The sequence below is a fragment of the uncultured Streptococcus sp. genome (genome assembly GCF_902463925.1).
In the GTDB taxonomy this organism is placed as follows: domain Bacteria; phylum Bacillota; class Bacilli; order Lactobacillales; family Streptococcaceae; genus Streptococcus.
Genome location: NZ_CABQHE010000001.1, coordinates 195,048 through 221,570, shown reverse-complemented (window position 1 = coordinate 221,570; position 26,523 = coordinate 195,048). Strand labels below are relative to the sequence as shown.

Genomic DNA, 26,523 nt, shown 5'->3' with positions numbered 1-26,523 from the left:
TTTGAAATCTTGGTATTTGTCTTTCGAGAAAGTTTCTTAACAATATAACCCTATTTCTCTAGCCAAAAAAATGCTTGGTTTAACATCTCTTTTGCTTGTCCAATAATACACGGTCCATGAGAAATAATAATATTCTTAGGTTCCCATTTCTTTATTTTGCGATAGCTCCTCAAAGCTTGTTTTTTACCAAATAAGAAACTCATTCTTAAATCTCTTGGTGTTTTACCATTTGGATAGTGATTATCACCTATTTTAAAAAGTAGCTTTTCAAAAAGCGATAAATTCTCAGCTTCTATATTTTCAATAAGATCCGTTAAAATCAAAGTTGAACTTTCAGTATGGAAAAAAACAACCTCTTTCACATAAAAACTTCCCTCAAAAGTCGTAAAAAGAATTTCTTCGTTCCAATTGGCTTTCTCTAGTTTCTGACAATAATCTAAACGCATTCCCGATTTTCTGGCACGCTTTTGAACACCACTGGCTAGCCAAACTTTTGCTTCAGGAAAGAGTTGATGCCACTCATTTATATAACTATAATGTAAGACATTTGGAGCAATAAGGTGTTTTACCTCACCTAATTGCATGATTTCCAAAAGTAAATTGTCACTAGGCTTAGTCGGTGAATGCACCCAAAGACCACCATTCTTCAAACGAACAACGGTCATTCTAGTTGAGAAAGGCACTTTGAAGAATTTGAAATTCATCAGTACTTCTTCCCCATCTACAATCCATAGGTTATCTGCTATCTTTTTTAAGGAATTGAGCGGACTATATTTTTTGACTTCCATGAGACTCTGCTTTCTAAATTAATAAAGTATACTCAATCATTATTCTCCAAAAATGGAACAACTAACGTAATCCACTCTTGAGGTAGGTAGGCTGATAAATAGCCATGATTATAGCTCTTTGCTTCGTACAGGAGAGTGTTGGGATGCAACTGCTGAAATAATTTCGCTGATGCTTTCACACAGTTCAATTCTTTTTCACCGTAGATATACAGAACCTGCGCCTTACTTTTGGAAATCCTACTCTTTAACTTATAATGACCCATATAAGTTTTATAAATGGTCACTAATGTTTTGATAGGCGTCCTTGGCATATCTTCCATATAATAGTTTTTTATTTCGTCTGGATAAGCTAAATGGGGATAGATTTTATTCATTAACCTTAATTGAAGTTTACAGACGGGTTTACTGAACATCAGTTTACCGAATAATGCTACCAGTAGGATGCTAAATCTCGCCAACCTTGGTTGAGGAATACAGAGGCTCCCGTCTATAATTGCCTTCCCAGCTATATCGCTGTCTAATGACAAAAGCTCCATGGCAATTTGACCACCAAGTGAGACTCCACCCACAGCAAATAATTTCCCACCGCAGTTCTGTCGGACATAGTTCAGAATTTCCTGTGCCGAATCTTCCGTTGATATATAATCCTTTTGATACTCCTCTCCGTGACCATTGAGTGTTGGTAGAATGACATGGTATTTATGAGACAAGATACGAGCTTGCCTAAGGTAATTCCACCAAGAACTACCCCCACCGTGTATCAATAAAACGGGAGGCAAATTTTTATCACCAAATTCATGAAATTTCATATCTCAGAACCTCCAAAATATCTCATATATCCACGATTATTCTTTTCTTAAACGCTTCTACCAAACTTTTCAATCAAATATAACAATATTATCTTCTCCTAATTCCTCGAAAGTTCCATTTACTTTATCAAATATTTCTTTAGTTTCTTTGTATATTTGGTTAGAAACATATACATCTCTTAGTTCAGATTTCTCCATTAATACCCATTTTAGTTGAGTGTAAGAATACTTTGCAAAAGTAATCCATTGTGCGTAATTTATTACAATAGGATTTTTTGTAAAGTATATTTTTCCAGCGTTAGATGCTGTAGCTGTGGAATGCCCTATAAATAACATAGTATTTAATTTTGGATGTTTTTCTCTATCCACCGAAAATGGGATAGAGTTTTTTAAAGAAATTCCCTCGTTAATTCTTTTTAAAGCATATCCTAGTCTGATGACAACTTCAACAATCATAGTTGAAATTGCCATACTACTAAAATGAATAAAATCATAACCTTCGTAATACATTCCTTGTACTATTTCTGCTATTGTTTGTTCCTCATCTCCAATTTTTCCGAACTGAAATAAATTGAATAGTCCCATCAATGGAGCAGGCAATCCCATCGATGTTGTAATATCAGATTTAAAATGAATTATCTGCTTAGCAATTGCAGTGAAAATATCACTTTCTTTTCTATCTGAGTAGTTCTCCATAAATTGAGATACTATTTTTCCAGTTTTATCGATAGTAGTCATCTTTCCATTAAGAATATCACACACACCAATCACTAAACCAAGAAGTGGGTCATGTCCAAGAGACAGTAATCTATGATAGTAAGCAGAGAGGCCATTTACATTTACTTTTGTATGACGATTATCCTGTGCATCAAAAGGAACCTTACTAACCTTTGAATTCGCAAGCTTTTCCATTTCCTCTTCGGGAAATCGTTGATTGAACCAATCTCTTACATAATTAGATAAAGGACCTCCTTTTAAACCTTGTGGAGTTTTTTTAGGTATTCCAATTAGAAGAATATCAACTATTGCTGCTAATATACCTGCACCAGCACAAATCGAAATATCAATAGCATCAAGTTTATGTATGTTATTAAAATCTTCATTCAATGCTCGAATAATAGCTTCATTCATTTCTAGCTCTTCATTTGTAAAAAGTACTTCTAAGTCATTCCCAGAACCGACTTCATGTTCAGCATTTGAAATTAAAGCTTCCCATTTAGGAACGACTATAGTTCGTTTTTCTAGTGTCGCACCTATTATTGGTAAATCATCAAGATTATACCGTAACTCTTTCAATAACTCTTCACTTTCTGATATTCTAGCTTCCACTCCTGACATATCAGGTCTTTTTATTAAGTCTAATTCTTTAGACTGATAAACTAAAACATTATTAAAGTGCCGTTCTTCATCAGAATATTTAAATTTACTCATTACGATTTTCCTAAATCATTTTTTAAATCTTTTATCGCTTGTGTAAGAAGAATATTTAAACTTTGTAAATAATCGAGACTCTCTTTGTCTGCATCGGCCTCAGCTTTTAAAGCTGAAATGATTCCTTCATGTTTTTTTAGTGCCTCTTTATATAATCTTTCTTTTTCTTGTTTTAGTTGTTTATTCTTTAAATCTGATGCTAATAATACACCGCCAGCTGCTAGAAGTGCTACAGGTGCTGCTAAAACAAAGACTCCAGCCACCATTCCACCACCAAATATACCACCCGCAGCGGCAAGCCCTGATGTGATACCTGCTGCAGATAAACCCACTACACCCATACCATATAATGCTGCGAAAGAACCTACACCACCTATACTAGCTCCTAAAGCACCTGCAAGTACCTCCGGTATAGCACTCTCTCTTATTGTACGTGTTTTATCATTTACAGCTACAGCTGCCTCATTAATAACATTGACAACTTGTTGCAAAGAATCAACACTCGGAAAAACTATATTCTCACTCATAATTAAATCTCCATATGTTTTATTTCCAATATTATATCACAGATGAGTTAAAAAAAAGCTACAACATCTGTTATAGCTCATTATTGCTGTTTGTTATTGATTTATAAATTTCTAAACATGTCTTTATTATATTTAATAATTGACATCAAGGCTTTTTCTTCTACAGATTTTTCAGATTTCACAAGCAGTAATACTGCATCAACATGAAACGAGTGAACACTAAGTATGTCAAGTAAACCTTTCTGTATGTGGAAACATGTCTATAGAGCTTTTAACGATTGCATAAGGTTATCATTTAAAGGTATTACCTCGACAAACTGGGATTTACTTAATTGAAATCCACTCTGCCTTTGATAAACAGGTTATGTGTTCTGTACGAAGAACACCTTCCAAAGCACATTGAACCTTCTCTTTTGTATGATGATAACGGAACCCACATTTTTCCTGAACTCTCTTTGACTTTGTATTGCCGTCAAAATAACCGCACCACAGTTTCTCCAGATTCAAGTCATCAAATCCATGTCTCATTATCTCTTGAACTGCTTCTGGTATAAGTCCCTGACCCCAATACGGAACTCCTATCCAGTAACCAATCTCCGCCTCAGTATCAGGAATACCTATATTACTTGCAGAGCTAATCATCAACCCTATGCTACCCACTGGCTGCATCGTTTCTTTTAAAACGATAGCGTATGTCTCGGGTGCGGAAAAATAACTTTTTATTATCTCTCTGCTATTTTCAACGCTAGTATGTACAGGCCAACCTGCAATCGGACCAACCTCTGGATCACTAGCATATTGGAATAAATCATTGGCATCTCTTTCTTCCCATGGGCGAAGAATCAATCTTTCCGTTTCTAAAATCATTTTTTCTCCTTAAATTCCAACTGTTTGTAAAATTGCTTAAGATGAAAGTTTTACAATCTTACTATTTGTATCAATGCTATTACTTCAACATGTGCTGATAGTGCCTACCTATACTATCAAACGAAATGCGATGGGACAGTTTTAGAATAATACTATGGAATGGATTTATTTATCTTTATTTAATGCTTTTAGTAGCAGTCGCTCTGTTCTTGAAGAATAAAGATATTTTCTTAACGAATCACTTACTCTCTTAAACCTGTATAGCAACTCCAATTCGTCATAAATAGAACAAGATAAACGATAATGTTCCTCTTTCCTCCTCTTATCAATTTCCTCTTGAGTAAAGTCATACGAAAAAGTAGAACGATTATCCAATTTAGAACTCATCCCTTTTTTAGTATAGAAAGATCTTTCAATTGTCTCTTCATCATTCAATAAAGGAAAATCAAAAAAATAAAGATACCAGATATCAAATTGTTTGACTGAGAATATTCGTGTACATTTACTTAATCTATCACTAGATAATTTACTAATAATTTCTCTAAACTCAGTCAAATCAGTTATCTCAACAAATCTAAATGTCTCAATCTCTCCGGGTATATAATATTGCTTCTCTGCTAATGATATATAGTTAGGAACCTCCTTTTTTAAAAATATCTCAACAATTGTATCTTGGCATTCAATTGCATAATTAAAATTATCAGATAATTTATAAATATGATTATCAATCCAAATCAATAATTTTTCATACAATAAAACAACTTCTTCAAAATATTGACTATTTTTCTTATCAATTATTTTTCGAACATCACGTTTTTGACTATAGAAATAGAAGAAAAAGACGATTGGTAATATCGTCATCAAAGCTACAAGGGCTGGTAATCTTGAAAAGATATCACCAATATTTACTTTTATTTGTAAAATACCTCTTAGAATTTCTTGAAGCTTATGCAAATAAAAGGTAATACCTCCTTTCAATATTCCCAAAGAGAAACAAGCAGATAAAAATGCCAAGAACATCGGTGTACTTATTATAAGTCTAAATATATTAAGTGATAGCTGAGTCAAGGTGAGTTTAGATATCCCTTTCCAGACTGAATTTTTTTCATCGCTACCATAAGTTACCCAACCTACACGTAATAATCGACTTAGTCTTAACAAATAATAATTTACTCTAATTGTGTAAAGTGCAATACTCACCTTTTTCGTTCTTATCGCCCATTGCCCTAGTTCGCTCAAACAATCACTTACTCCATTAGATAACTTAATAATTACTAAATCATATATCACTAATATATAGAGTATTTCTAACCAAAATATAATAGTTAATACAAATAGATTCCCTTTCGAGACTTCCAAATTAGTAGAAACAACAAAATTCACTATAACTTGCCTAAAAAATATTAATAATACTATCGCTATAAGCGACAAGATAATTTTATATATTTTATTAAACTTCATACCTTCAACTCTCTCATAAATTTATTTTAATCTTTCAGCCTCTAGATTCTCTATAATTTCTTCCCAATAATTATACTCATCACAGATGTACAACAGTTTATTAAATAGCTACAAAAATCCGTTTCGTCGATTTCTTTTTCCCAACGGCCGTATCCCACCATATGTGTACTAGGTTCATCTAGTGCAAACCTTTTTGTATCTTTGAGAAAATTAAATAACCAATGCATTAGCCCAATATCGCTAAATGACTTATCGATAAATATAGCATCAATTTCTTCAACGGCTTTATACCCAACTGGTATTTTCTTCCTTGAAGAAATCATTTCGGAAATTCTATTTAATGCGCTATCAATAGCCCAACTGTCCAGAGTGTATCCTGCATAGTAGTTTTGATTAAAGTAGCAATCAACCATTGATTATACTAGGGGACCCGAGTAACGAGGCAAATTTTGTAAGGCAATAATAAAATCCTCATTGTTTAGTTTATCCTGAGAAACTCAATCCATTCGTCCTCCCAAAACAGCTTACCTATATTGGTTATTATAGCACTAAAACCACAAAAAGACTGCAAACATCTCTGTCACAGTCTCTTACAATTCTACCTCAGTCCATCTAAAAATTGAAGGCAATATTTCCCTTTTTATGTGCTAGTTATTCTGTACAATGACTAGCACTTAATTAGCCCATTAAAAACCATTATATTTTCTAAACTAAGAATTTTAATCGTTAACTGAAATAATATTCTAAAAAGTTATTGACTCCTGTCAGATTGTAATACTTACTATAAAATTGCTAGATTTTCTGCAAGAATATAAACTACTATTCTGCTTCTACTTCGCTGAAGCCTCAGCTCGTACAAGCAGTGATACCGCCTCAACATGATGCGTTTGTGGGAGTTCAAAGCTCCAGTGGAGCTTCGAAGCGTCTCGCCTTGAAATCTAAAAGCGAGACGTTTAATTGCGTTTTACCAATAGACTCACACACTCAGCGGTTCGCTGTTACCGTATCGTTTCGTCGTAAACTCCTTACTCTACGACAGCTATCGCATGGGCAGATCATCTACTTCTACTTCGCTGATGTCTCAGCTCGTACAAGTAGTGATACTGCCTCAACATGTGTTGTCTGTTCCTTGAGGATACAATTTTTTATCCTCGTCACTGTTTTGAGGACACAATTTATCTGATTCTAGTTTAGCATTTTTACGTTTACTTTTAAATTGTTTACCGTCCTTATTTTGTGTTTCTCCTGTTTTGAACATAATAGTTAACATTGCAGGGTCTATTTCCCCATCGCTATTAACACCACCTACAATAATTTTCTCAACAATACTTTCAAAAACTGTACGATCAAACTCGGTGAGTAATTTCTGTGAAGATAGTAACTGTTTAAACTCAGTTAGTCTTTTCTTTACATCAATTTCTGACTTCAAAGTTGTTTCAACATTTACTTTTTCTTCTGAAAGATACTCTTTTTCTGAAGAAATTTCAGTGTATTTTTCATTATAAATGGAATCACTAATCTTCCCTTCTAGTTTTAAATTTACAAGATTCTCCTCTTTTTTTAGTAATGTACGAAGTTTATTAGTAATCTTTTTTAGTTCCTTGTTGAGGCTATTGTCATTCAACTCAGATTCAATCGTTTCAAGTAAGTCTGACACTATATTTTCATTCGAATGATAGAGCTGTCTGTAAGCTTCCATAAAAGCTCCCTCAATAGCTAGTTCTTCTAATCCTTTACTATGTTTACAATATTTTTTCCCTTTTTTTATCGAAGTAACGCAGTGCCACACAACTTTGCGATAATCTGAACGACAGTGCCAACTTCTTCTAGACAATAATGAACCACAAAAACCACATTCTAACATACTACTGAAAGCATACATTTTTGAATAGCGTTCACGTTTTCCATTTACATTTGCAGCGGTCTTTTTATTTCCTGACCTACGCAACCTAATCTCCTGAGCTTTCTCAAAGTCCTCTTTAGATATTATAGGTTCATGATTATCTTTGATGTAGTACTTATCTTCTTCACCAAAATTACTCAAACGTCTCTTGCTTATTGGATCAACTGTAAAAGTTTTGCCCATTAGAATATCGCCCTTATATTTTTCATTCTTTATGATTCCTAAGACTGTTGTATCATTCCAATGATCTAATCCTCTCGGAGATTTGTAACCTAGTTCATCAAGTTCCCTTGCTATAACTTTCCCTCCAATACCTTCTAAGTACCTTTCAAAGATATAACGAACTATTTTTGCTTCTTTTTTATTGATAGAAAGTTGCTTGGTTTCTACATCATAGTCATACCCCAAGCACCCTTGAAACCCTATCAGTTCACCACGTTGCATCTTCATTTTTAATCCCTTTTTCACATGTGCAGATGTATTTTCTACTTCTTGCTGTGCAACAGAGCTAAGAATGGTTAGAAGTAGTTCTCCATCCATAGTAAGGGTATCTATATTCTCTTCCTCAAAATATACTCCAATTTGCATATCCTTTAACATTCTGACATACTTCAAAGTGTCTAAGGTGTTTCTTGCAAATCTAGCAATTGCTTTTGTTACAATATAATCAATTTCTCCATTTACACAATCATTGATTAAGCGTTGAAAATCTTGTCTCTTTCCTACTTGAGTTCCTGAAATTCCCTCATCTGCGTAAATATCTGCTAGTTCCCAATCTGAACGCTGAGAGATGTAATCTTTATAATGTCTCACCTGAGATTCATAACTGTTCTTCTGGTCCTCGCTATCAGAACTCACTCGGCAATAAGCAGCAACCTTTTTTAAATGTCTCTCTACATTGACACCTCTACGTCGAACTAAAGAATCAGCTTTTATTATTTCAACATTATTTGTTTTCATACTGAAACTCCTCCTTTTGATTCTATATTACCGCGTTCAAATAAAAAGGTCAGCTATTTTGTGTACTTAATACGCAGTCTTTTTCTGATTTTTTCATACTCATTTTTAGACAATAATTCTTTAGAGTATAAAAAATTAAGCATTGATAACTGCAGACTATATTTTACTACTGATTGTTCCAAAACTTCCCTCCCCTGATAACGTGCTATTCTATAATTTCCTCCGTGGGTATGACTGGTTAAATCATTCATGGGAATTTCACCCGCTGTCCTTTCTCGCTGGCAGCCTGAACGTTCAGAAGTATCATTGTCCTTATTTGTGATCACGGCAGATAGAGAACCACTCTATTTTATAGTTGATGCTAATCGCTCATTTCATTGCGTATCATACTAAAATGCTCGACAAATAAGAAAGTCCCACCTCAGTTTATTCAGTTTTCAAAGGACTTAGGATTTATTAACGACTAAATTTATCCATCTCTAAAATATAATCTGTAGTTACCTGATATAATTTAGCTAATTGTTTCAAAAATAAGGTAGGGATATCTTGCTTACCACTTTCTATTCTAGAATAAGCAGACTGTGAACAACGAAGATATTCCGCAATCTGACTTTGTGACAAATCTTTGTCCTCTCTTAAATTTTTTAATCTGATATACATTAACAATCCTCTTACTATTATTGTAATTCGGAGATAATAAAAATCAGAATTTTATGCGAAATATGCATAAATTAATTTAAAATTCTTTAGAACGATAAACATAAACAAGGCCACTAACTGCGTCTTCTTAATTAAAAATTCAACAATATCTATAAAAATCACAAATTTTACGCTAAAACTAAATATTTTCATTTATGTCAAACATATGAACAAATATAACTTTCAGACAGCGAAGCGTTATGTAAAAAGATTCTTTATCGAAAATATATGCTATATCTCTGATACTAGAAAAGAGTAGCACAAATTGTGAGTAAATATAATTCGTTCCATCCATAATTCTATCCCAGCCTAACTTCTAGCCAGAGAATGTTCTATATCAAACACAGTACAGAGGAGTGAAAATCGTGTTTCAGTTATCCATCTAGCTTTCAATAGTTCCCACTTATTGTGTTTTCTCGCAATTGTCATATTCTTACAGGGAAGGGAGCCCAGAACTAATCTCCCTTTCGTGCCAAAGCATCTCTTAGCTCTTCCACAATATTGTCCGACATGATGACTAACATGTGAGCTTTAAAACCATAGTAATAATTCTTTCGCGAGGAATTCCAAATAATATCTGCCTGCCTACCGATATTACGCCCACCCTTATTCTTCTTGGGAAAGTGGCACAAACAAGAACTACAATAAAATCATCCATCGTTGCTCGTCAAAAGGCACAAGAAAAACGAGCTCTATAATTTCTGTAGGGGGTAAAACCACTTTAAGAATTATGGAGCCTATTTTGTTGTAGAAAAAAAGTCCCATAAGACCTATAATGAAAAGCGACCAAATCATCATTAGAAAGAGTCTTATGAAACAATTAAATCTTATCACAAACTTACTCGGAATAAAAGACAAGAACATCACTATTTCAGACTATGTGTGGATGCTGAAACTCATAAAGAAGTCATCGCTAAGCTAAATTATCCAGCTCCTAAATACCACAACTGCCGTGACCAGATGGCTAGGTATGACCTCAAAAAAGAATCTAAAATTCCCTATCTGGAATGTGCGGGTTACAAGACTCTCATTCGTTTGAAAAAACGTCGTTTCCGCTGTCAAAATTGCAGAAAAATGGCTGTCGCTGAGACTTCTCTAGTCAAGAAGAATCATCAGATACCTGCGCCTATTGTCAACCACAAAATTGCTCAAAAGCTGATTGAGAAGCTTTCTATGACTGCTATCGACGAAAGTTTATCTGTATCTACTTCGACAGTCATTCGTAAATTGAAAGAATTCAAATTCAAGACAGGTTGATCTTTCCTTCCAACTCACATATCTTGGGATGAGTGCAGCTTCAAGAAAGGCAAGATGAGCTTCATCGCTCAGGATTTCGACTTGCAAAACATTCTAGCCATCCTTGATGGTAGAACACAGACAACTATTCGTAATCATTTCCTGTGCGATTGCGGACAAGTTAGAAACCGGATCAAAGTCATCACGATGGACATGTTTAGCCCCTACTACGATATTGATAGAAAACTATTTCCAAACGCTAAAATCGCTCTGAATCGTTTTCATATCGTCCAACATATGAGTCGTGCCTTGAGCCGTCTGCGAATCCAGATCATGAATCAGTTTGATAGAAAGTCGCACAAATATAAGGCACTAAAACGTTACTGAAAACTCATTCAACAAGAGAGCCGTAAACTCAGCGATAAACGATTTTACCGTCCGACTTTTCGGATGCACTTGACCAACAAAGAGATTCTAGAAAAACTACTTTCTTACTCTCAAGAACTCCGTGAACACTATGAACTCTATCAACTCTTACTCTCTCACTTTCAAGATAAACAAGCTGACCATTTCTTCGAGCTCATTGAGGAGAACCTTCCTATTGTACATCCTGCATTGCAGAAGGATTTTAAAACATTTTTGAAAGACATGGACAAAATGATCAATGCCCTTGAACTCCCATATTCAAACGCCGAACTTGAGGCAACCAACAGTCTTATCAAAATCATCAAACGAAATGCCTTTGGTTTCCGGAACTTTGACAACTTCAAATTAAGAATCCTTATCGCTTTGAACATAAAAAGAGAGAAACGCTTTGGTTCTCTCCAGGTTATGACTTTTCATCAACCCACTACAGTTGACAAGGAGCAGAAAAACGACTTCTAAACAAGTCGCGTTCATTGAAAACTGGATAAACAACTATCCAAAAAAAATACTAGTTTATGATCTCCTAAGTTTTTACAAATTGGCTAACTTGGAGTTGAAATTTGCCATTTTCTTTATACATAAATGTACTTTTCATTTCTTTTTACTTCTCGTATTGAACAATAGTATGGTATAATAGATTAAGAGAAAGCGCTAACATATCTTGACACATTTATTTGAATACGATAAATACAAAACAAGAAATAAAGTTTCTTAGAGACTCTTATATAGGGTGCCTGATGACTTATTTTATGTACTCCATGTATTTTCCTTGATTTAGATTTAATTTTGGAAAAAATTAGATAATTTGACTTTCTCTCATTTCCGAAACATCAAATTTGTTATTATAATAATTCTTTTGATAAACTATATAGGAGTCTTAGAAAACAAGATTTTTATTTTATAAGATCTTGTTTATCAAATTATTCCAATCCAACGGAAAGAACAATAAATGAGTGTTTTGGGTTATTTTGTGAAAGAATGTCAATATCATTCAATTCTGGATATCTTCAAGTTGAATTTTCTCACTAACTCAATATTTTTAAGGAAGTCAATACTATTATAATAGATAAATAAGGTAGCTTAACTATAATTAAAAAGGAGAACGAACATGAAAAACATTTTATCTTTACAACAACTCAAAGTAAAGGAAAACACAAAATTAATGGCTAAATCATCAAAAAGCATAAACTGTAAGAACAGTAGTCATGCTAGTTGGTTTATTTGTTAATCAAATTTCCCGATAAGATTAATTCTCATTTTTATCTTAACTTTATAGGAGGGATTTAATGAAGAAAGTATTATCTTTGCAAACTATGGTTTCCACTGAACAAGCAAAATTTTGTAATGCTTCTAATCTCAGTGTAATGTGTAAAAAGCAAAGTTCCATTAGTCTATTTTTATGTGTTAAAACAACAACTAAATAGAAAGTATAAAGCTACTTCTACATATATTATTATATTAGTTTTGAATTTTATGGGTTTCTCAACTATTCTGAGTAATTTATTCGGAATAGTTGGGCTCTTTGTCAACTGTAGTGGGTGACGAAAAGCTAACATCTAGAGAGGACCTGATAGGTCTTCTCTTTTTTTATGTTCAGAGTGATGAAGACACGTTTCTTAAAGTTGATGAAGTTTCTAAAACCGAAGCCCAACCGTTTGATGTCTTTAATCAACTTGTTGGTAGCCTCCAGTTTCGCGTTTGAATAGTCTGTTTCTAGCGCATTCTGGATGTATTGTTTGTGTCTAATAAAAGTCCTAAAGACCGTTTGAAAGTAGTGATTGACCTTGCTCATGTTCTCCTCTATCAGCTCAAAGAACTCATCTACTCTCTTCTCCTGAAAGTGAAAAAGCAAAAGCTGATAAAGTGTATAGTAGTCGGTTAGTTCTTCTGAGAAATTCAGTGTTTTCTCAACGAGTTCATGTGGAGTTAAGGTTTGACCAAAGGTCTTCTAGTGAAATGATTTACAATATAACTTACGGCTGTCCTTTTGGAAGAGTTTCCAGTGATTTTTTAAAGCTCGATAAGGTAGTGACTTCTTATCGAACTGGTTCATGGTTGCAATTCTAGTCTTTAAAAATGCTCTACCAAGGTGCTGGATAATGTGGAAACGATCAAGAACGATTTTAGCGTTTGGAAAAAGTTTTTTGGCTAGTGGAATATAAGCCCCAGACATATCCATCGTGATAAACTGCACCTGTTGGCGAGCTTTCAATGGTTACTTCAAAAAGTAGTTTCGTATAGTGGTTTGGCGGCGATTATCAAGGATGGTTATGAGTTCGTTTGTCTCATAATTCTGCGCCACAAAAGCCAATTTCCCTTTCTTGAACCCAAACTCATCCCAGGACATTATAGCTGGAAGTTTGTCATAATGTTTCTTGAAAGTGAACTGGTCAAGCTTACGATAGACAGTGGACGTCTACACACGAAACCTTCTGGCAATATCAGTTAGTGACACCTTCTCAGTTAGGAGTTGTGTAACCTTTTGTCGGACCAGATTAGAGATTTGGCAGTTTTTCTCAACGATAGATGTCTCAGCTACCATGACTCGTCTACAACTTTTACACTGGAAACGACGTTTTTTCAGACGTAGTAGTGTTGGAGTTCCGGCTTGCTCAAGAAGAGGGATTTTAGAAGGCTTTTGAAAGTCGTACTTGATCATCTTTCCATGGCAATGAGGACATAATGGTGCAGGGTAATCGAGTTTTGCTTGAATCTCGATATGAGTGTCAGTTTCAAAAACAAGTGAAATCTTGATATTTTGGTCTTTAATTCCGATTAATTCTGTGGTATTCTTAATAAGTCTCATAAGTTCTTCCTAATGATGGTTTGGTTGCTTTTCATTATAGTTCTTATGGGACTTTTTGTGTACACTTAAAAAGCTCTATAATCTCTACAGTGGTTTTACCCACTATAGAAATTATAGAGCCAATAGTTGAGGCCCTTTTTGATTACTAACTGTAAGATCGATATAGGTCAAACTTAAGTTGTTTCTTATCATTTTTCTTTTCTTAAAACCAATAAATTATTTCCTGAGTAATTTGAATAAATCTTCACTGAACTAACTGATTCAACTTTTATCTGTTTTACCGAAAAATATGTTTTACTATTATAGCGAATATTGAAATCATGCTCAGATTCTTTTCTAATATTTTTAAAAGAATCATTATTGAGGTTAAATTCTGACTTTCTAATTGATTCAATATTTTCTTTTGTGCTCATTACGTAAATATAACCAGTAAAATCCTTAATAGCTATATCCATTTTTTCACCATTTTTTTGTTCTAATACTTGTTTTATCCCTAAACCTTCAGTATCTTCTTTGGAAGATTCTCGATGGATTTCTGATGTAACATCTTGCACTGTATCTTTAATTCCTAGACCACATGATATAAGTGTTAATGAGACTAAAAAACTAACCAGAGTCATCAGTATCTTTTTATTTTTCATTATCATTACTCCTTTTATTATATTCAAAAATATCACCAGGTTGACAATTGAGTTCTCTACAAATATTCAACAGTGTCAAAAACCGTATTCCCTTAGCTTTACCAGTCTTTAAAATTGATAAATTTGCTTCGGTGATATCAATCCTTTTAGCTAATTCTTTAGATGTAATGTTCCTAGACTTAATCACTTCATCTAATTTTATCTTAATTTCTTCCATATCATCAAATTATCTCCTCGTTTTCTTTTTGTATATGTTCTCCTTTTTTAAATATGATAATCAATAAATAATTCAATATCAAGAACAATACGTTAACTAAATAGTTTTTTATTGAAAAATCAAATAATCCACTAACATTAGCTGTGTTCAAGTAATTAATGATTAGGTTTATTAATAATTGAAAAATTGTTAAACTAAGCAAAAATAGGAAAGAGTTTTTTATATATTTTAAATTTTTAGTATTAAAATATATATTGTTGCTAAAATATAAAAGTAATATGCTCCAAATCTTTAATAGTTTTATAGTTATAAAGCATATAGCTATTGTCATAAAAAGGATCAACAAAGGAAAAATAATTGGAACTTTGATTATAATATTCCCATAATCAAATATAAAGTTTCCATGACTTCTCTGTCCTCCGAAGAAAATTCCCGCTACACCCACTAGTAATAGCAAACCGACGAACCAAACGACATATCGCACAAGGGATAGAATATAGCTAATTATTTTTAAGAATTTATTCATAAAAAACACCTTTATTATTGTGATACAATAATTACCTTTCTGAAATTATTGTATCACAATAATTCATTTGCATCAATTATTTTTAAATATTATTTGGACATAAAAATAATAGCCAATATTCGATCAAATCAGTGCATAACTATTTATTTTTTATATGAGTATTATCCAGAAAATCATACCCCCGTTTTGGTATGTAATTACATATAGTGGGTGGTGGTTTATTTATTTCGCACCTCCGGAGCGAAACGAACTGAAAGTCACATAAAAAGCATCTCAAAGCTATTCTAAATACTGGTATAGCTTTGAGATGCCAAATGTAAAAACAAAAATAGAACACTCCCTCCAAAAAGAATATTAGAAGTAATTAATTAATTAATTAATTGACAGAAGAGATACATACTAGTCATTTATACTTTTTTCCATCCGATTACTTCCTCTTTTTCTTATCTTTAACAAAAAAGTATAAATTAAACGATAACCCCCTCACACCTATCAGGTTTTGAGTTCTTTTAGCTTAAATCTACTATTTTCAACTCATCTTTAAACTTAATTTTAGTGTACACTATCTTCTAATAATTGATTATACAGATTGCAAGATTTTTTTAACTCACTATGCTTTCCGTGATACTCGATTACTTTATTATTCAATATAACAATTTCATCTGCAGCAGTTATAGTCTTCAATCTGTGCGCAATAACTAGAACAGTCTTTCCTTTCAAATATTTCTCTAAAGTAATTTGAACTAATTTTTCTGTGTGAGTGTCCAAAGCTGATGTTGGCTCATCAAGTAAATATATATCAGCATCCTTTAATATTGCTCTAATAAGAGCAATACGTTGTCTTTGTCCTCCCGAAAGAGTTATTCCCTTCTCTCCAACAATAGTATTATAGCCATATTCTAAATTATCAACAAAAGATTTTAGATCAAATTGTTCTACTAACTTATTTACCTCATCCATAGAGTAGTCTGATATGCCATAAGTTAAATTTTCTAACAATGACCCAAATGATAGATCAATATCTTGTGATAAATAGGCAATTTTACTCCTCCACTTTTTTAACGGAATACTTGTTATATCTTTATTCTGAAAAAAAATCCTTCCATTAGTTGAAGTATAGAATCTTTCAATCAGTGAAAATATGGTTGTTTTTCCAGCGCCACTAACTCCAATAATTGCTGTTGTTTTAAATAGTTGAAATTCATAATTTATACCATTAAATATTGTCTTTTCATTTTCACCATAAGAAAACTCAACATCATCAAAAAACAATCCATCCCTATATGTATTAATGCTATTATTAGCTTCTGGAAAATAACTCTTTTCTAAAGGCTCCAAAAGTAACTCGCGTATCTTTTTTACTGAAGCTCTAAATTTTTGAAAGTTAGTGAAAAAAGAAATAATTTGTGAGAAAGGATCAGCTAATTGAAATAAATACACTATACTCGCAACCAATGCTCCGTTTGACAATGTTCCATTTGATATTCGATATGTTCCATAGCCAAATGTTATAACTAGGAGTAACATAACAACCATTGACGATATAGGAGAAAGAATACCTAGTATTTTACCTTCTCGAACCCCAACATTATACAAAGAGCTAAACAGTTCACTCTCTTTTCGAAGTTCCGCCTCCTCTGAGGTAGTTGATTTTACTAACCTAATTTTTGAAAGAGTCGAGGTTAGATTATTTTGCAAATTTGAAATACTCTCTCTATATCTCATAGCAAGAATGTATTCTTGATTTCCAAAATAGCTAGTAATTAAAACAGCTATAGGAACAGCAATACCTAATAATATTGCTAATTTCCAATCTAATACTAAAAGTATTATAATCGATCCAATAATTGTTACAATATTAGTAAAAAAAGAACTAACTTGACTATTTAAAAATTCTGATATTTCCTCAGTGTCATGAATAATATTTGTTACAACAGCCCCTGAACGGTTTTTATCAAAATACGAAATAGGTAAATTCAAAATGTGATACCATATCTCTTCTCGTATTTGCCTCACAATTTTCTCTGATGTTTTATTTATAAAATAAAATGAGAATGCAGTGAAACATAATTCCATAATGAATAGTGAAATAACTAGTATTATATCAGTACCATTAAGTCCATTTTTCATGTTATCAATTAATTTCATAATAAAAATTGGAATACTTAAAGATAAGATAGTACCAGTAAATACTAACAAGCTTAAAAAGAAAAGATACAAACTACTGGGCATATATTTCTTCAAGAACAAGATGTCTAAATTTTTGTTTTTTCTCATAAATTCACACTCTCTAGACTATACAGCTAGCCTTGAAAAATTTTCAAGGCTAGCTAGGGTATTAATAGGTAAATTTTTATAAAATTATTTTAGCAGAAAAACCAACTATTATTACTACTCATTCGACAATTTAAACTCATGCTAGATTTAGCTCTAGTGTTGCCTGTTTTCTTTAATTGTTGTAAAGATAATATTTTCTTCATTAAAACCCCTCCTGTAAAGTTAAGATAAAAATGAGAATTAATCTTATCGGAAAATCTAATTAACAAATAAACCAGCTAGCATGACTACTGTTTTTACAGTTTGTACTCTTTGATGATTTAGCCATTAATTTCGTGTTTTCCTTTACCTTAAGTTGTTGTAAAGACAAAATGTTTTTCATGTTCATTCTCCTTTTCAAATTACAGTTAAACCGTCCTAAAAGTTATCCACTATAAAAATAATGATTTACTTAAAAATACCCTATATTATATAAAATATAATATCTCAATAAATTTTGAAACTCTTCCATTAGAGTAATAAATCTAGTGTTTCAGGGATCAAAGGAAACCAATTTTTCCAACTTCTTCCTCTAATCGCTTCTAGAGCAAGAAGGACACCCGAAGCACCTGAAAATAAGTCTCCCGATAACCTATAACCGTAGTCACCAGGAAGCATTACTTCTTGTCCTGTATCTATCACATACATCTGCATGGTATTAAGCAATGTTAGCGTTTTCTTATCGTCTATTATACCATACTCTTGTTCGATAAGGGAAGAAAAAAGTAAAAAACCAGCGTATCCCCTAAATAACCCACTATTATAGCAACAAATTGTCGAAGACAATGGTAAAGTTTGTTCAAACTTTTTAAAGTAAAATTCATTGTTTGTCTGCTTTGCGAGAGAAAGTAGAGCGATTGCAACACCTACTCCTCCACCTGCTAAATATGGAAGCAGCCTTTGCTCATCCTCTATATGCAGAATTCCCTCGTCATCTAAGGTACAACTATCTAGTTCTCTACTCATCATGTCCTCAGCATAGTTAAGCCACTCTTTATTTCTAGTCACTGTATACAAAGCATTGAAAAAAATCGTAGCTCCACTCCATCCATCAAATAATCCTTTAGAAAAGAAATCAGGATCTTTAGAATAGATATCAACATTGCTACTAAATACTTTTTTAATTATACCAGCAACATTAATCGCCTTCTCCAAGTAAGCGGTGTCATTTAACGAAGAGTAAAATGATAAAAATGCAAGTCCAATCCCAGATAGACCAGTCATGATGGTAATATCTGAAGTTTCGTCTGAAATATTAATTGAATCTATAATTTCCTTTGAACGTTGAATCTCTCCTAACTCAAATAAGATACAAGCAATTCCTGATTTCCCAGAAAAAAGTCCATAATCTAATTCAGATAAATACTTTTCTTTTGAATATCTAAGTGCCCATTCTTTAATGGAAGGGGGAGTTTTTCCAGTCCTAATCAATGACATCACTACCCCAAAACCACCGGTTAAAACATTATATATTCCTCCCGGATATTCAAATTGTCTTATATCCCCCGGAATCAACTGCTTTTTACGAGGTTGTAGGTGCGACACTATCCCTTGACGAACTTTTAATATTAAATTTTCTAAGTCATACTCCTGATGATTGTCTTGATTATCAGAATTATACATACTCTTAGCTAACGGAAGAAGTTTTTTTAAAGTAGTAACGTAATCGTATGCATCTCTACCAAATGTTATTAAAATCCATTTGTCCATTTTTCTTTCATTTTTAATTTCAATATCTTGAATTGGAGCAATTGGAACTAACATAGAATATACAATTCTATAGAAGCTATACCAGTCTGATTGTTTACGTGTTTTAGAGTACTTTGAAACAAATCCCGGAGTAGCTAAACTTGGAGAATACTCATCATTAATTGGCCCGGCAGTTTCAAAATCAATAAACTTGATTTCCAATGTATCATTGTTAATTAGTATATTAGATGGTGATAAATCTCCTATTCCAATATGTTTATTATGTATTTTTTGTAAACCAATCTTTATTTTTTCCGTGATATCCAACACCTTGTGAAGATAAGTTTGCTTTTTTTCCTCCGAACCATTAAACGGATAATGCTGAGCAATCCAAGATTGAAGAGGTATACCGTTCACTACTTCCTCAACCAAATAAACATTCTCCCATGCTTTAAAATATTCATATACATCCACAACTTCATCAACCTCTGACAATTTAGACAGAGTATCAAATTCCGTCGACAATCTTTTAAATCCGTCTTTTCCTGTACTATCTAGACCCGCTTCTGGTCTCCCTTCCTTTATTATCACTTTTTTTCCAGAAGATATAATAGTTGCTTTATAAACTCCACCTCCATTACTAAAATGCATAGCCTCATATATATTATAAGCATCTAATCTACTTGCATCCAAAGACCTACTTTCTTTTTCCAATTCCATCAACTTTAATTTCTCCGGGACTTCAACAAAGGAAGGAACTACATATCCAGGGATACGTTGATCTGGTATGATTTCTCCATATTCATTAATTATACCAGATTGTCCCTCTCGAGTATGCATTTCTAAAAAACCACCGTATCTAAAGTATACATTTCCGAAGAACCAACGATTATCATTTAATATATAAGCTCCGTTTTCCAATCCAGAAAGTGCTTCATTTAATTCATCAAGTAAAGTATAAAATAAATAATCTGTCGCAGGATATATAGTAATAAATTTTCCTGAAGCACTTCTATCACCATATTTTGAATTTTTTACAAACAAATCCCATGTGCTCATTACAAATTTAAAATGAGTATTCCTAGAAATTAATATGTTTGATACAATGTCTAGTGTCTTTTGTGTGTTTTCTAATGTGGAACTAATATGTATTTTCCAGCCTTGTGGAGGTATAGGAATCCCAAATGGACCACAATAGTGCCAGTGCTTTTCTTTATCAATTTTTGAATACCATCCCTCTGGCAAATTTTCCACATGAAGCAAAGTCTTCTTTTTGTTAGCCTCTCCTGCTCGCTTATAAAATTTATAATTTGGGGTTAAATACATTTCATACCGTAAATCCATCGTTTTCCTCCACTTCTATGATTTCCAGCTATGAATTACCATAAATTCTGGTTCTACTTTTTTATCTCCTGTAAGAAAATCAAGAATGATTTCGAAATCTTTATTCCATGGTGCGCACCACAAAATTCCCTTTTCTGATACAAAAGACAAGCTAATCGTCCCAACAATATTCAAACCATCTTTATTTTGACATATTAATGGTCCTCCCGACATACCTTCCTTTTTATTAGTTCTTATTCCTATTAAATTCGAGGAATATAAGCTATCACTAATTCCATTATTATCTTTCTTTATATATAATTTATTTCTGAATATTATTTTTCCAGGAAACCCAACAATCATAAATTTCTTATCAACTAAAGGTGCAAAACATGGTGTCAAATACATCCTATCCAAATTTGAAAAACTATCAGCACAGTTGATATTAAAAAAAGCAATATCGTATTCTGGTGCATATAAACTCGGCCAAAATTTATGTAAAAAAACATCACCAAGGATATATTCCTTATTACTACTTGGCTGAGTAAATTTAAAATCTGTATAGAATGTATCTTCATCTATGTTATAAACACAGTGTGCTGCTGTTGCTAAAATCCATCTCTCCTTATAGTGGAAAATACAGCCTGTTCCCTTTTGCCTTCCGTTACCTATCCCTCTATATGAAAGAATTCCAATATACATCTCGATCTTTTCACGCATACTCTCCTCCGTAAAAGAAAACGCTTACTTTCCTTATTATAACATTTTTTTGCCATTATTCAATCAAGAAGAAACTATATATACAGTAAACTCATCAAAAATTTTTCTCCATTATTATTATTTAGCAATCCCCCTCTTATCTAATAAATTTATAATGAACACAATCTATCTAAAACAAAATTTTCTTTATGTATTTGTTGGAAGCTATATGCTATATAAAGAAATTAATCAATTATTTCATATTTGTAAACTTCTCTATCATGACCGTTTCTCCACTTTAACCCTTGCCTATTTAATATCTTTCTAAATGTTTCCAACCTTCTTACAACATCCTCATACTCATCAAGATAATGACCTAACTTCCCTTGCAATACTCTTATTTCTTCATTCAGCTGCTCTAATGACATTGATTCTGTTAAATTCAGTTTTGAAAAATCATATCTTGCTAATTTTCGACTACTAGGATTTTCACTCTTTAGATTGATAAGCACTTCCGCTATCTTGTTTAAGGTGGCGATTTTTTCATTGGTTTGATTTAATACTATGTCTAGCTCTGCTATTTCTGAGATCAGGTCGTCTTTAACGTCCTGATACTTCTTATCTGTATCAGTTAACTCCATCAAGAGGTTAATCTCAGTAATCTTTTTCTGTAAACTTTCAACTGTTGGCCTTCTGTATGGTATCATCCGACTATCATTGGTCAACTGTCTAATCAAGGTTCGCCCTTTGATGTACTGATTCTTATCCGAGTATTCTTTGTTATAGACAAAGTATGAAGTTGTCTCACGAATATAAACTTTATATTTTTTCTGATTGTCTTCTTCCATAATATCTAGTTGATAGTTGGGAATAAAAACAAGACCACTCTGCTTAATACCAAAAGACACCTTGATATAAATCCCCTCATCAACTAACTTCTCAATTTGGTGTTCTGTAAGTTCCACTTCAAATTCATGAACGGCATCTCTCTTTTCCTTAAATTCCTCAAAAACTTCCTCAATTTCTTCAGTAGATACCTTCTCCTTATCACGTTCTTCTTGAAAAGTATGATATTGTTCTCGAAGACTTTCAACTACTTCTGAGGACACCAACTCCTTATCTTCAAAATAATTCTGAAAAAAGGCAACATCATACAACTTTTTCTCACTTATTTTTTTATGACTCAGACTTATCTGCTTGCCATTTTCTTCAAGAGTAAAGACCACATTTTTTTGTTTAAAGTCAATTGTTAGATTGAATTCTTTTGCTTTTAATAATAGCTCCTCTAATGAATTGACACGCTCCAAAAGAAATTCTAGCCGACTTTCAATTTCTATCTTGGCAAAATGCGTTCTAAAAAAAACTTCATCATATAAATCTCGTTTACTAAGTTGACGCCCTCGGATTGGTTTAGCCATTGCTCTATCCATCATCATGAAGCGACTATGCTTCTGACTAAAATCAATGTGAACATGTAATTGCTCTGCTTTTTCTAAAAAATCATCAAAGGACTTTGACTGCTGCATCAAAAAATAAAGACGCTGCTTCAATTCAAATTTATGACTAGACCGCCTATATTTTTGATAGTCACGATACGAGTAACGCTTCTCGATAATTTTTGCCCCCGCCATTTTAGAAATACGGTCTGAAATCATACGTAGGTTTCGCTCCAAAGCATAATTCCACATCAACTTTTTATCTGAATTACTGTCTATGGCATTGATTAAGATATGGTTGTGGACATGATCTTTGTCTGTATGAGTTGCTACGATAAACTTAAAGCGACCTCCTGTTAATTCCATCATGGTCTCATAACCAATCCGATTGATTTCTTCTGGTGTTAAATTATCCTCAGGAGAAAATGATTGAATGACGTGATGAGCATGAATATTTTGTTGGTGTTTTTCCTGTCGATCATTTCTGGATTCATACAACTTGTCATTATTGGTAAAGTTAACATTGTACATCTCTACCATTTCTGCATGACTAGGGAAGTCCAAATAATTGCTCATGCCAAAATCAGATACTAATTTCAAATTGTCTGTTTTATCTGGATTGAGAATATACTTAATCAAACGCCTGCGATATTTTTTACCATGTGTTGCAAAGTGCTTAGTGACTACCATGAAACTCCTTCAGTCTTTTCACCTCCACTTGAAATTCTTTCTCTACTCCAGTAATCAACTCACTAACTCCCTTACTCAATTCTTGTAACTGTTCCTGAGAAATCAGATAGCTTTGGTTAATAGCACGCGCAATTTGATTGATATTATTTCCAATCCGCCTCAATTCAAAAACCAACTGCTCATAGATATCCGTGTTAATTGTGACAATAGACATGTTTGGATTAAGCAATACTTTCCTAGCATAGACTGAGAAATTTTGACAATTACTCTTAGCAATTCGCTCATTCAATTGATGTAACTCTGAATCTGTTAGAAATACTTTTTTGAGATTGGTACGATAACGATAAACCATAGTAGCCTCCTATCTCATGTATTTTTCACGAAACTCACGACTGAGTGGCTGGGCTTGATTAACTTCCGCAATCAATTCTTGAACACAGGTCAATAAGATTGACACGTGTTCTTGAGTCACTTGGTGATTCTCTCTTGCGACAACTAGAACTTCATGCACATCTCGACTAATTTGTTCAAACTTCTGAGACTGCCAAAGGGAAAACCACTCTTTGGTAGCTAACTGTTTACCATCAATCATCAAAATTTTATCTCTGACGAATGGTGAAAAATGACGATAATTATCAACCTCCATCATTTTTTCAATCTGTTTTAGCTCATCTGCGGTTAGATTTACCTCTTTTCGAATGTCACGGTACTGTTCAGACATCTCTTTCCCTCACTTTCATCCTTTCTCGGGTAACCCCCGACCCCGTGTGTCATACGGGAAATTTCTTAAAGTCCTTGTTCGGTCTTTGCGAGCTCAGGCATTGTGGTCACAATACCCAAAAAATCATATCGCCAGCCGATCAAAACCTTCCAGTTTTGACAACCAACGATAAGATAACTTGGTGGCTTCGCCCCCAAACCCCCAGTGAAAAATCAAGACTTGATTTTCTTAGGAATGATATTAGAATAACAAGGATGATTTGGAAAAGTTATCACAGCATGAAAAAGAGTGTAAGAAAAAAGAGAGCTGGATAGCTCTCGGAAAAATTTAGATTATATTAAATTTTGGACCTTACCAAAAATACTCTCAATATTTGCTAATATGTTTTCTTGTATTTCAGCAATATAAACCACATGAAGATTTATTTTTGCTCTTGAACATGCTACATAAAGAAGATTACGAATTTCATTAAACCGATTAACATCATCAGTTCGATTATCATAATTTTCAAAAAAATATTTACAATAATCCTTTTTCTTAGCAAAATTATCCTGTAACACAACAACTACATTATCAAATTCTAAGCCTTTTGAACCATGTAATGTATAGTAGCTAATCCCCTCATCTTTAAGGTCATCAAAAATATATTTATACCACTTGATAAATTGAGAAACATCTAGCCCAAAAAATTCTTCAATAACTGACAGTTCACTTTCGGAGTCCTCCTCCAAATCTCGGGCATAGTAAAAATAACTATACGCTTTATTTTTAATAGCCAATAAAACGTTTTCAGAGGTTTCATCTATCAAGAATATTTTTCTTAAAATCTCTTCACCTGAGATTGGTTCTTGAATATTAACTATTCCATTAATACATTCACCAATTGTCAAAGTTGACAAACTGATTTCTCTCAAACTACCAATAAACTGTTTCATATTACCAAATGTTAGTGTTGATTTAGACGATGCTATAAACTGAACAATTTCCTTAACAGTTGAATTAGGATCTGATGATTTTTGAATAAAGTCTATGAAAGTTAAAACATCTCTTAAAAACCATCCCATCTGCTGTAAATTCGTCTGCAAAAATTCATTGGTTACATTTTCATAGTTACCTCCACTAAATCGAGGAAACTTTTTCAATGCAGATAATAGTTCATCAAATCCTCGAGCCTTCGAAATATCATCATTTTTCATTAAAAGACAGGCTGTATTATTAATCAAGCTATTTTCCTGTAAAAAAATATCTAAATCAAAATTATCATCTGCGACATAAAAATTATAAGAACCATTATCAAAATCAGTATATATAGATTGTTGACCAAAATTGTCATTCCTAATTTTTTCAATCAACTCTACTATTTGACTAGAAGAGCGGTGATTGAATATTTTTTCTATACTCTTATATTCTTCTTTATTTGGCAGAACACCCACTCCTGAACCGTAAATATTTTGTAAGGAGTCTCCAAAAAAACCTACCACAAAGTTCTGCTTAGAATTTGAGTACTCTCTTATACTATCAATAATATTGACAACTTTTTCATCCGTATCCTGATACTCATCAACTAATACATATGGATATCTATCTGAAAATAATCTCTTTAATAAATTCTGACTCGTAATGATATTCTCACAGTAAAGCAATAATGTATCATGGCTAATAACATAATTTTCAAGTTTATCTCTGTTCTGAACAGGATTATAAATAACTTTTTTAGATTTTTTATCTTCAATCTCCTTCAGTGTAATTCCAAGCTTATACTTTTTATTAATATCCTTAACAAAATCTCTAAAGCTCTTAACACTACTTAGATATGGACTAAAGTATTCATCAAAACCTTTAATCACTTCTTTGAAAGTTTTAGCAGGACTACTAGATACACTATAAAATACTTTTAGAAAATCTTCATCACAGATACGCTCTCGAAATTCATTCTGTTCCACATTGCTAGAAAGAGAATTTCCATTTATTTTTTGTTCAATTTTTTCGAGTTCACCTTTTATTTTATTTTTATGTTCTTCAGTCAGTAGTTCTTGCTGAAGAACAATAAACCCCCAAAGAAATTCATGAATGGTAGATACTACCACCGAAGAATTTTTTCCAAGTCGATCAAGAATCTCATTTTTTGCAGCATTAGTATAAGTAATACACAAGATTTTTTGATTACTTAACTTTAAAATTTCCCCCTCCGACTTTAAAATATGCTCAATTGATTTTTGAAGTGCATAGGTTTTTCCGGCACCAGCACCAGCATCAAAACAAAAGCTCTCAAAATTATCTAAACATTCATTAATTTCTTGCTGAATATCAATCTCTAATTGTTTATTTTCTGGATTAATTGTAAATGCCATT

At 32.8% G+C, this 26,523-nt stretch carries 23 protein-coding genes and 3 pseudogenes; 4 read left to right on the top strand and 22 right to left on the bottom strand.

Translation table 11 applies throughout. The features are described from left to right. Positions 1-50: 50 nt before the first annotated feature. The 10 genes from RDY04_RS00915 to RDY04_RS00870 form a co-directional block, all read right to left on the bottom strand. A complete protein-coding gene (locus RDY04_RS00915; protein ID WP_303952831.1) occupies positions 51-788 on the bottom strand; it encodes a DUF4336 domain-containing protein in 738 nt (245 codons plus the stop codon). Between the two features lie 32 nt (positions 789-820). Then, complete coding sequence (locus tag RDY04_RS00910; RefSeq protein ID WP_303952828.1) at positions 821-1,597, bottom strand: alpha/beta hydrolase; 777 nt, start codon at positions 1,595-1,597, stop codon at positions 821-823. A 69-nt stretch (positions 1,598-1,666) separates the two neighbouring features. After that, the gene (locus RDY04_RS00905; RefSeq protein WP_303952825.1) at positions 1,667-3,028 is read right to left on the bottom strand and encodes a hypothetical protein; all 1,362 of its coding nucleotides are present in this window, start codon (positions 3,026-3,028) and stop codon (positions 1,667-1,669) included. Beyond that, positions 3,028-3,555, bottom strand: coding sequence for a hypothetical protein (locus RDY04_RS00900; protein ID WP_303952824.1), 528 nt, complete (start codon positions 3,553-3,555; stop codon positions 3,028-3,030). The genes RDY04_RS00905 and RDY04_RS00900 overlap by 1 nt, the downstream gene beginning before the upstream one ends. A gap of 324 nt (positions 3,556-3,879) precedes the next feature. Next, the gene (locus tag RDY04_RS00895; RefSeq protein WP_303952821.1) at positions 3,880-4,422 is read right to left on the bottom strand and encodes a GNAT family N-acetyltransferase; all 543 of its coding nucleotides are present in this window, start codon (positions 4,420-4,422) and stop codon (positions 3,880-3,882) included. 165 nt (positions 4,423-4,587) lie between these two features. Beyond that, positions 4,588-5,883, bottom strand: coding sequence for a hypothetical protein (locus RDY04_RS00890; RefSeq protein ID WP_303952819.1), 1,296 nt, complete (start codon positions 5,881-5,883; stop codon positions 4,588-4,590). Between the two features lie 50 nt (positions 5,884-5,933). Further along, positions 5,934-6,296: a hypothetical protein gene (locus RDY04_RS00885; RefSeq protein ID WP_303952816.1), complete on the bottom strand. Its 363-nt coding sequence runs from the start codon at positions 6,294-6,296 to the stop codon at positions 5,934-5,936. Between the two features lie 695 nt (positions 6,297-6,991). Continuing rightward, positions 6,992-8,746 (bottom strand): recombinase family protein, encoded by a 1,755-nt coding sequence (locus tag RDY04_RS00880; RefSeq protein WP_303952814.1) that lies wholly within the window; start codon positions 8,744-8,746, stop codon positions 6,992-6,994. Positions 8,747-8,799: 53 nt separating this feature from the next. After that, positions 8,800-8,997 carry a hypothetical protein gene (locus RDY04_RS00875; RefSeq protein WP_303952811.1) on the bottom strand — a complete coding sequence of 66 codons (198 nt, stop codon included), beginning with the start codon at positions 8,995-8,997 and terminating at the stop codon, positions 8,800-8,802. Between the two features lie 205 nt (positions 8,998-9,202). After that, the gene (locus RDY04_RS00870) at positions 9,203-9,406 is read right to left on the bottom strand and encodes a helix-turn-helix domain-containing protein (RefSeq protein WP_303952808.1); all 204 of its coding nucleotides are present in this window, start codon (positions 9,404-9,406) and stop codon (positions 9,203-9,205) included. A gap of 850 nt (positions 9,407-10,256) precedes the next feature. Between RDY04_RS00870 and RDY04_RS00865 the strand changes: the two are divergent. The 4 genes and pseudogenes from RDY04_RS00865 to RDY04_RS00855 all read left to right on the top strand — a co-directional run. Continuing rightward, positions 10,257-11,513, top strand: a pseudogene (locus tag RDY04_RS00865) (ISL3 family transposase); the annotation flags it as partial. Between the two features lie 33 nt (positions 11,514-11,546). Beyond that, a pseudogene (locus tag RDY04_RS00860) lies at positions 11,547-11,741 on the top strand (hypothetical protein); the annotation flags it as partial. Between the two features lie 474 nt (positions 11,742-12,215). After that, positions 12,216-12,335, top strand: coding sequence for a class III lanthipeptide (locus RDY04_RS09515; protein ID WP_369683904.1), 120 nt, complete (start codon positions 12,216-12,218; stop codon positions 12,333-12,335). A gap of 58 nt (positions 12,336-12,393) precedes the next feature. Continuing rightward, positions 12,394-12,531 carry a class III lanthipeptide gene (locus RDY04_RS00855; protein ID WP_303952805.1) on the top strand — a complete coding sequence of 46 codons (138 nt, stop codon included), beginning with the start codon at positions 12,394-12,396 and terminating at the stop codon, positions 12,529-12,531. A gap of 132 nt (positions 12,532-12,663) precedes the next feature. Here the strand turns inward: RDY04_RS00855 and RDY04_RS00850 are convergent. The 12 genes and pseudogenes from RDY04_RS00850 to RDY04_RS00805 form a co-directional block, all read right to left on the bottom strand. Further along, positions 12,664-13,913 (bottom strand): annotated as a pseudogene (locus tag RDY04_RS00850) (ISL3 family transposase). Positions 13,914-14,101: 188 nt separating this feature from the next. After that, on the bottom strand, positions 14,102-14,554 hold the full coding sequence (locus RDY04_RS00845; RefSeq protein WP_303952803.1) for a hypothetical protein: 453 nt from the start codon (positions 14,552-14,554) through the stop codon (positions 14,102-14,104). Further along, a complete protein-coding gene (locus RDY04_RS00840) occupies positions 14,544-14,771 on the bottom strand; it encodes a helix-turn-helix transcriptional regulator (protein ID WP_021145509.1) in 228 nt (75 codons plus the stop codon). Before RDY04_RS00840 ends, RDY04_RS00845 begins: the two co-directional genes overlap by 11 nt. Before the next feature lie 1,078 nt (positions 14,772-15,849). Continuing rightward, complete coding sequence (locus RDY04_RS00835; protein WP_303952798.1) at positions 15,850-17,574, bottom strand: ABC transporter ATP-binding protein; 1,725 nt, start codon at positions 17,572-17,574, stop codon at positions 15,850-15,852. Between the two features lie 89 nt (positions 17,575-17,663). After that, complete coding sequence (locus tag RDY04_RS09510; protein ID WP_369683903.1) at positions 17,664-17,777, bottom strand: class III lanthipeptide; 114 nt, start codon at positions 17,775-17,777, stop codon at positions 17,664-17,666. A 59-nt stretch (positions 17,778-17,836) separates the two neighbouring features. Further along, positions 17,837-17,956, bottom strand: a complete 120-nt coding sequence (locus tag RDY04_RS09505) for a class III lanthipeptide (RefSeq protein ID WP_201448057.1) — start codon at positions 17,954-17,956, stop codon at positions 17,837-17,839. 128 nt (positions 17,957-18,084) lie between these two features. Further along, complete coding sequence (lanKC, locus tag RDY04_RS00830; RefSeq protein ID WP_303952796.1) at positions 18,085-20,646, bottom strand: class III lanthionine synthetase LanKC; 2,562 nt, start codon at positions 20,644-20,646, stop codon at positions 18,085-18,087. A gap of 15 nt (positions 20,647-20,661) precedes the next feature. Continuing rightward, positions 20,662-21,345 (bottom strand): serine protease, encoded by a 684-nt coding sequence (locus RDY04_RS00825; protein ID WP_302683607.1) that lies wholly within the window; start codon positions 21,343-21,345, stop codon positions 20,662-20,664. Positions 21,346-21,569: 224 nt separating this feature from the next. Further along, complete coding sequence (locus tag RDY04_RS00820) at positions 21,570-23,450, bottom strand: SAG1250 family conjugative relaxase (RefSeq protein ID WP_303952792.1); 1,881 nt, start codon at positions 23,448-23,450, stop codon at positions 21,570-21,572. Next, a complete protein-coding gene (locus RDY04_RS00815; protein ID WP_303952790.1) occupies positions 23,437-23,802 on the bottom strand; it encodes a MobC family plasmid mobilization relaxosome protein in 366 nt (121 codons plus the stop codon). Before RDY04_RS00815 ends, RDY04_RS00820 begins: the two co-directional genes overlap by 14 nt. 9 nt (positions 23,803-23,811) lie before the next feature. Beyond that, the gene (locus tag RDY04_RS00810; protein ID WP_003093349.1) at positions 23,812-24,171 is read right to left on the bottom strand and encodes an SAG1252 family conjugative relaxosome accessory protein; all 360 of its coding nucleotides are present in this window, start codon (positions 24,169-24,171) and stop codon (positions 23,812-23,814) included. Positions 24,172-24,503: 332 nt separating this feature from the next. Beyond that, positions 24,504-26,522 (bottom strand): UvrD-helicase domain-containing protein, encoded by a 2,019-nt coding sequence (locus tag RDY04_RS00805; protein ID WP_303952785.1) that lies wholly within the window; start codon positions 26,520-26,522, stop codon positions 24,504-24,506. Position 26,523 lies beyond the last annotated feature (1 nt).

Bases quoted from the DNA above. Each gene is read 5' to 3' on its own strand.
- RDY04_RS00840 (WP_021145509.1), bottom strand. From the start codon at position 14,771: ATGGAAGAAATTAAGATAAAATTAGATGAAGTGATTAAGTCTAGGAAC.
- RDY04_RS00875 (WP_303952811.1), bottom strand. From the start codon at position 8,997: ATGAATGATTTAACCAGTCATACCCACGGAGGAAATTATAGAATAGCA.
- RDY04_RS00880 (WP_303952814.1), bottom strand. From the start codon at position 8,746: ATGAAAACAAATAATGTTGAAATAATAAAAGCTGATTCTTTAGTTCGA.
- lanKC (WP_303952796.1), bottom strand. From the start codon at position 20,646: ATGGATTTACGGTATGAAATGTATTTAACCCCAAATTATAAATTTTAT.
- RDY04_RS09510 (WP_369683903.1), bottom strand. From the start codon at position 17,777: ATGAAGAAAATATTATCTTTACAACAATTAAAGAAAACAGGCAACACT.
- RDY04_RS09515 (WP_369683904.1), top strand. From the start codon at position 12,216: ATGAAAAACATTTTATCTTTACAACAACTCAAAGTAAAGGAAAACACA.
- RDY04_RS00845 (WP_303952803.1), bottom strand. From the start codon at position 14,554: ATGAAAAATAAAAAGATACTGATGACTCTGGTTAGTTTTTTAGTCTCA.
- RDY04_RS00810 (WP_003093349.1), bottom strand. From the start codon at position 24,171: ATGTCTGAACAGTACCGTGACATTCGAAAAGAGGTAAATCTAACCGCA.
- RDY04_RS00895 (WP_303952821.1), bottom strand. From the start codon at position 4,422: ATGATTTTAGAAACGGAAAGATTGATTCTTCGCCCATGGGAAGAAAGA.
- RDY04_RS00815 (WP_303952790.1), bottom strand. From the start codon at position 23,802: ATGGTTTATCGTTATCGTACCAATCTCAAAAAAGTATTTCTAACAGAT.
- RDY04_RS00885 (WP_303952816.1), bottom strand. From the start codon at position 6,296: ATGGTTGATTGCTACTTTAATCAAAACTACTATGCAGGATACACTCTG.
- RDY04_RS00910 (WP_303952828.1), bottom strand. From the start codon at position 1,597: ATGAAATTTCATGAATTTGGTGATAAAAATTTGCCTCCCGTTTTATTG.
- RDY04_RS00825 (WP_302683607.1), bottom strand. From the start codon at position 21,345: ATGCGTGAAAAGATCGAGATGTATATTGGAATTCTTTCATATAGAGGG.
- RDY04_RS00900 (WP_303952824.1), bottom strand. From the start codon at position 3,555: ATGAGTGAGAATATAGTTTTTCCGAGTGTTGATTCTTTGCAACAAGTT.
- RDY04_RS00820 (WP_303952792.1), bottom strand. From the start codon at position 23,450: ATGGTAGTCACTAAGCACTTTGCAACACATGGTAAAAAATATCGCAGG.
- RDY04_RS00835 (WP_303952798.1), bottom strand. From the start codon at position 17,574: ATGAGAAAAAACAAAAATTTAGACATCTTGTTCTTGAAGAAATATATG.
- RDY04_RS00890 (WP_303952819.1), bottom strand. From the start codon at position 5,883: ATGAAGTTTAATAAAATATATAAAATTATCTTGTCGCTTATAGCGATA.
- RDY04_RS00855 (WP_303952805.1), top strand. From the start codon at position 12,394: ATGAAGAAAGTATTATCTTTGCAAACTATGGTTTCCACTGAACAAGCA.
- RDY04_RS00805 (WP_303952785.1), bottom strand. From the start codon at position 26,522: ATGGCATTTACAATTAATCCAGAAAATAAACAATTAGAGATTGATATT.
- RDY04_RS00870 (WP_303952808.1), bottom strand. From the start codon at position 9,406: ATGTATATCAGATTAAAAAATTTAAGAGAGGACAAAGATTTGTCACAA.
- RDY04_RS09505 (WP_201448057.1), bottom strand. From the start codon at position 17,956: ATGAAAAACATTTTGTCTTTACAACAACTTAAGGTAAAGGAAAACACG.
- RDY04_RS00905 (WP_303952825.1), bottom strand. From the start codon at position 3,028: ATGAGTAAATTTAAATATTCTGATGAAGAACGGCACTTTAATAATGTT.
- RDY04_RS00915 (WP_303952831.1), bottom strand. From the start codon at position 788: ATGGAAGTCAAAAAATATAGTCCGCTCAATTCCTTAAAAAAGATAGCA.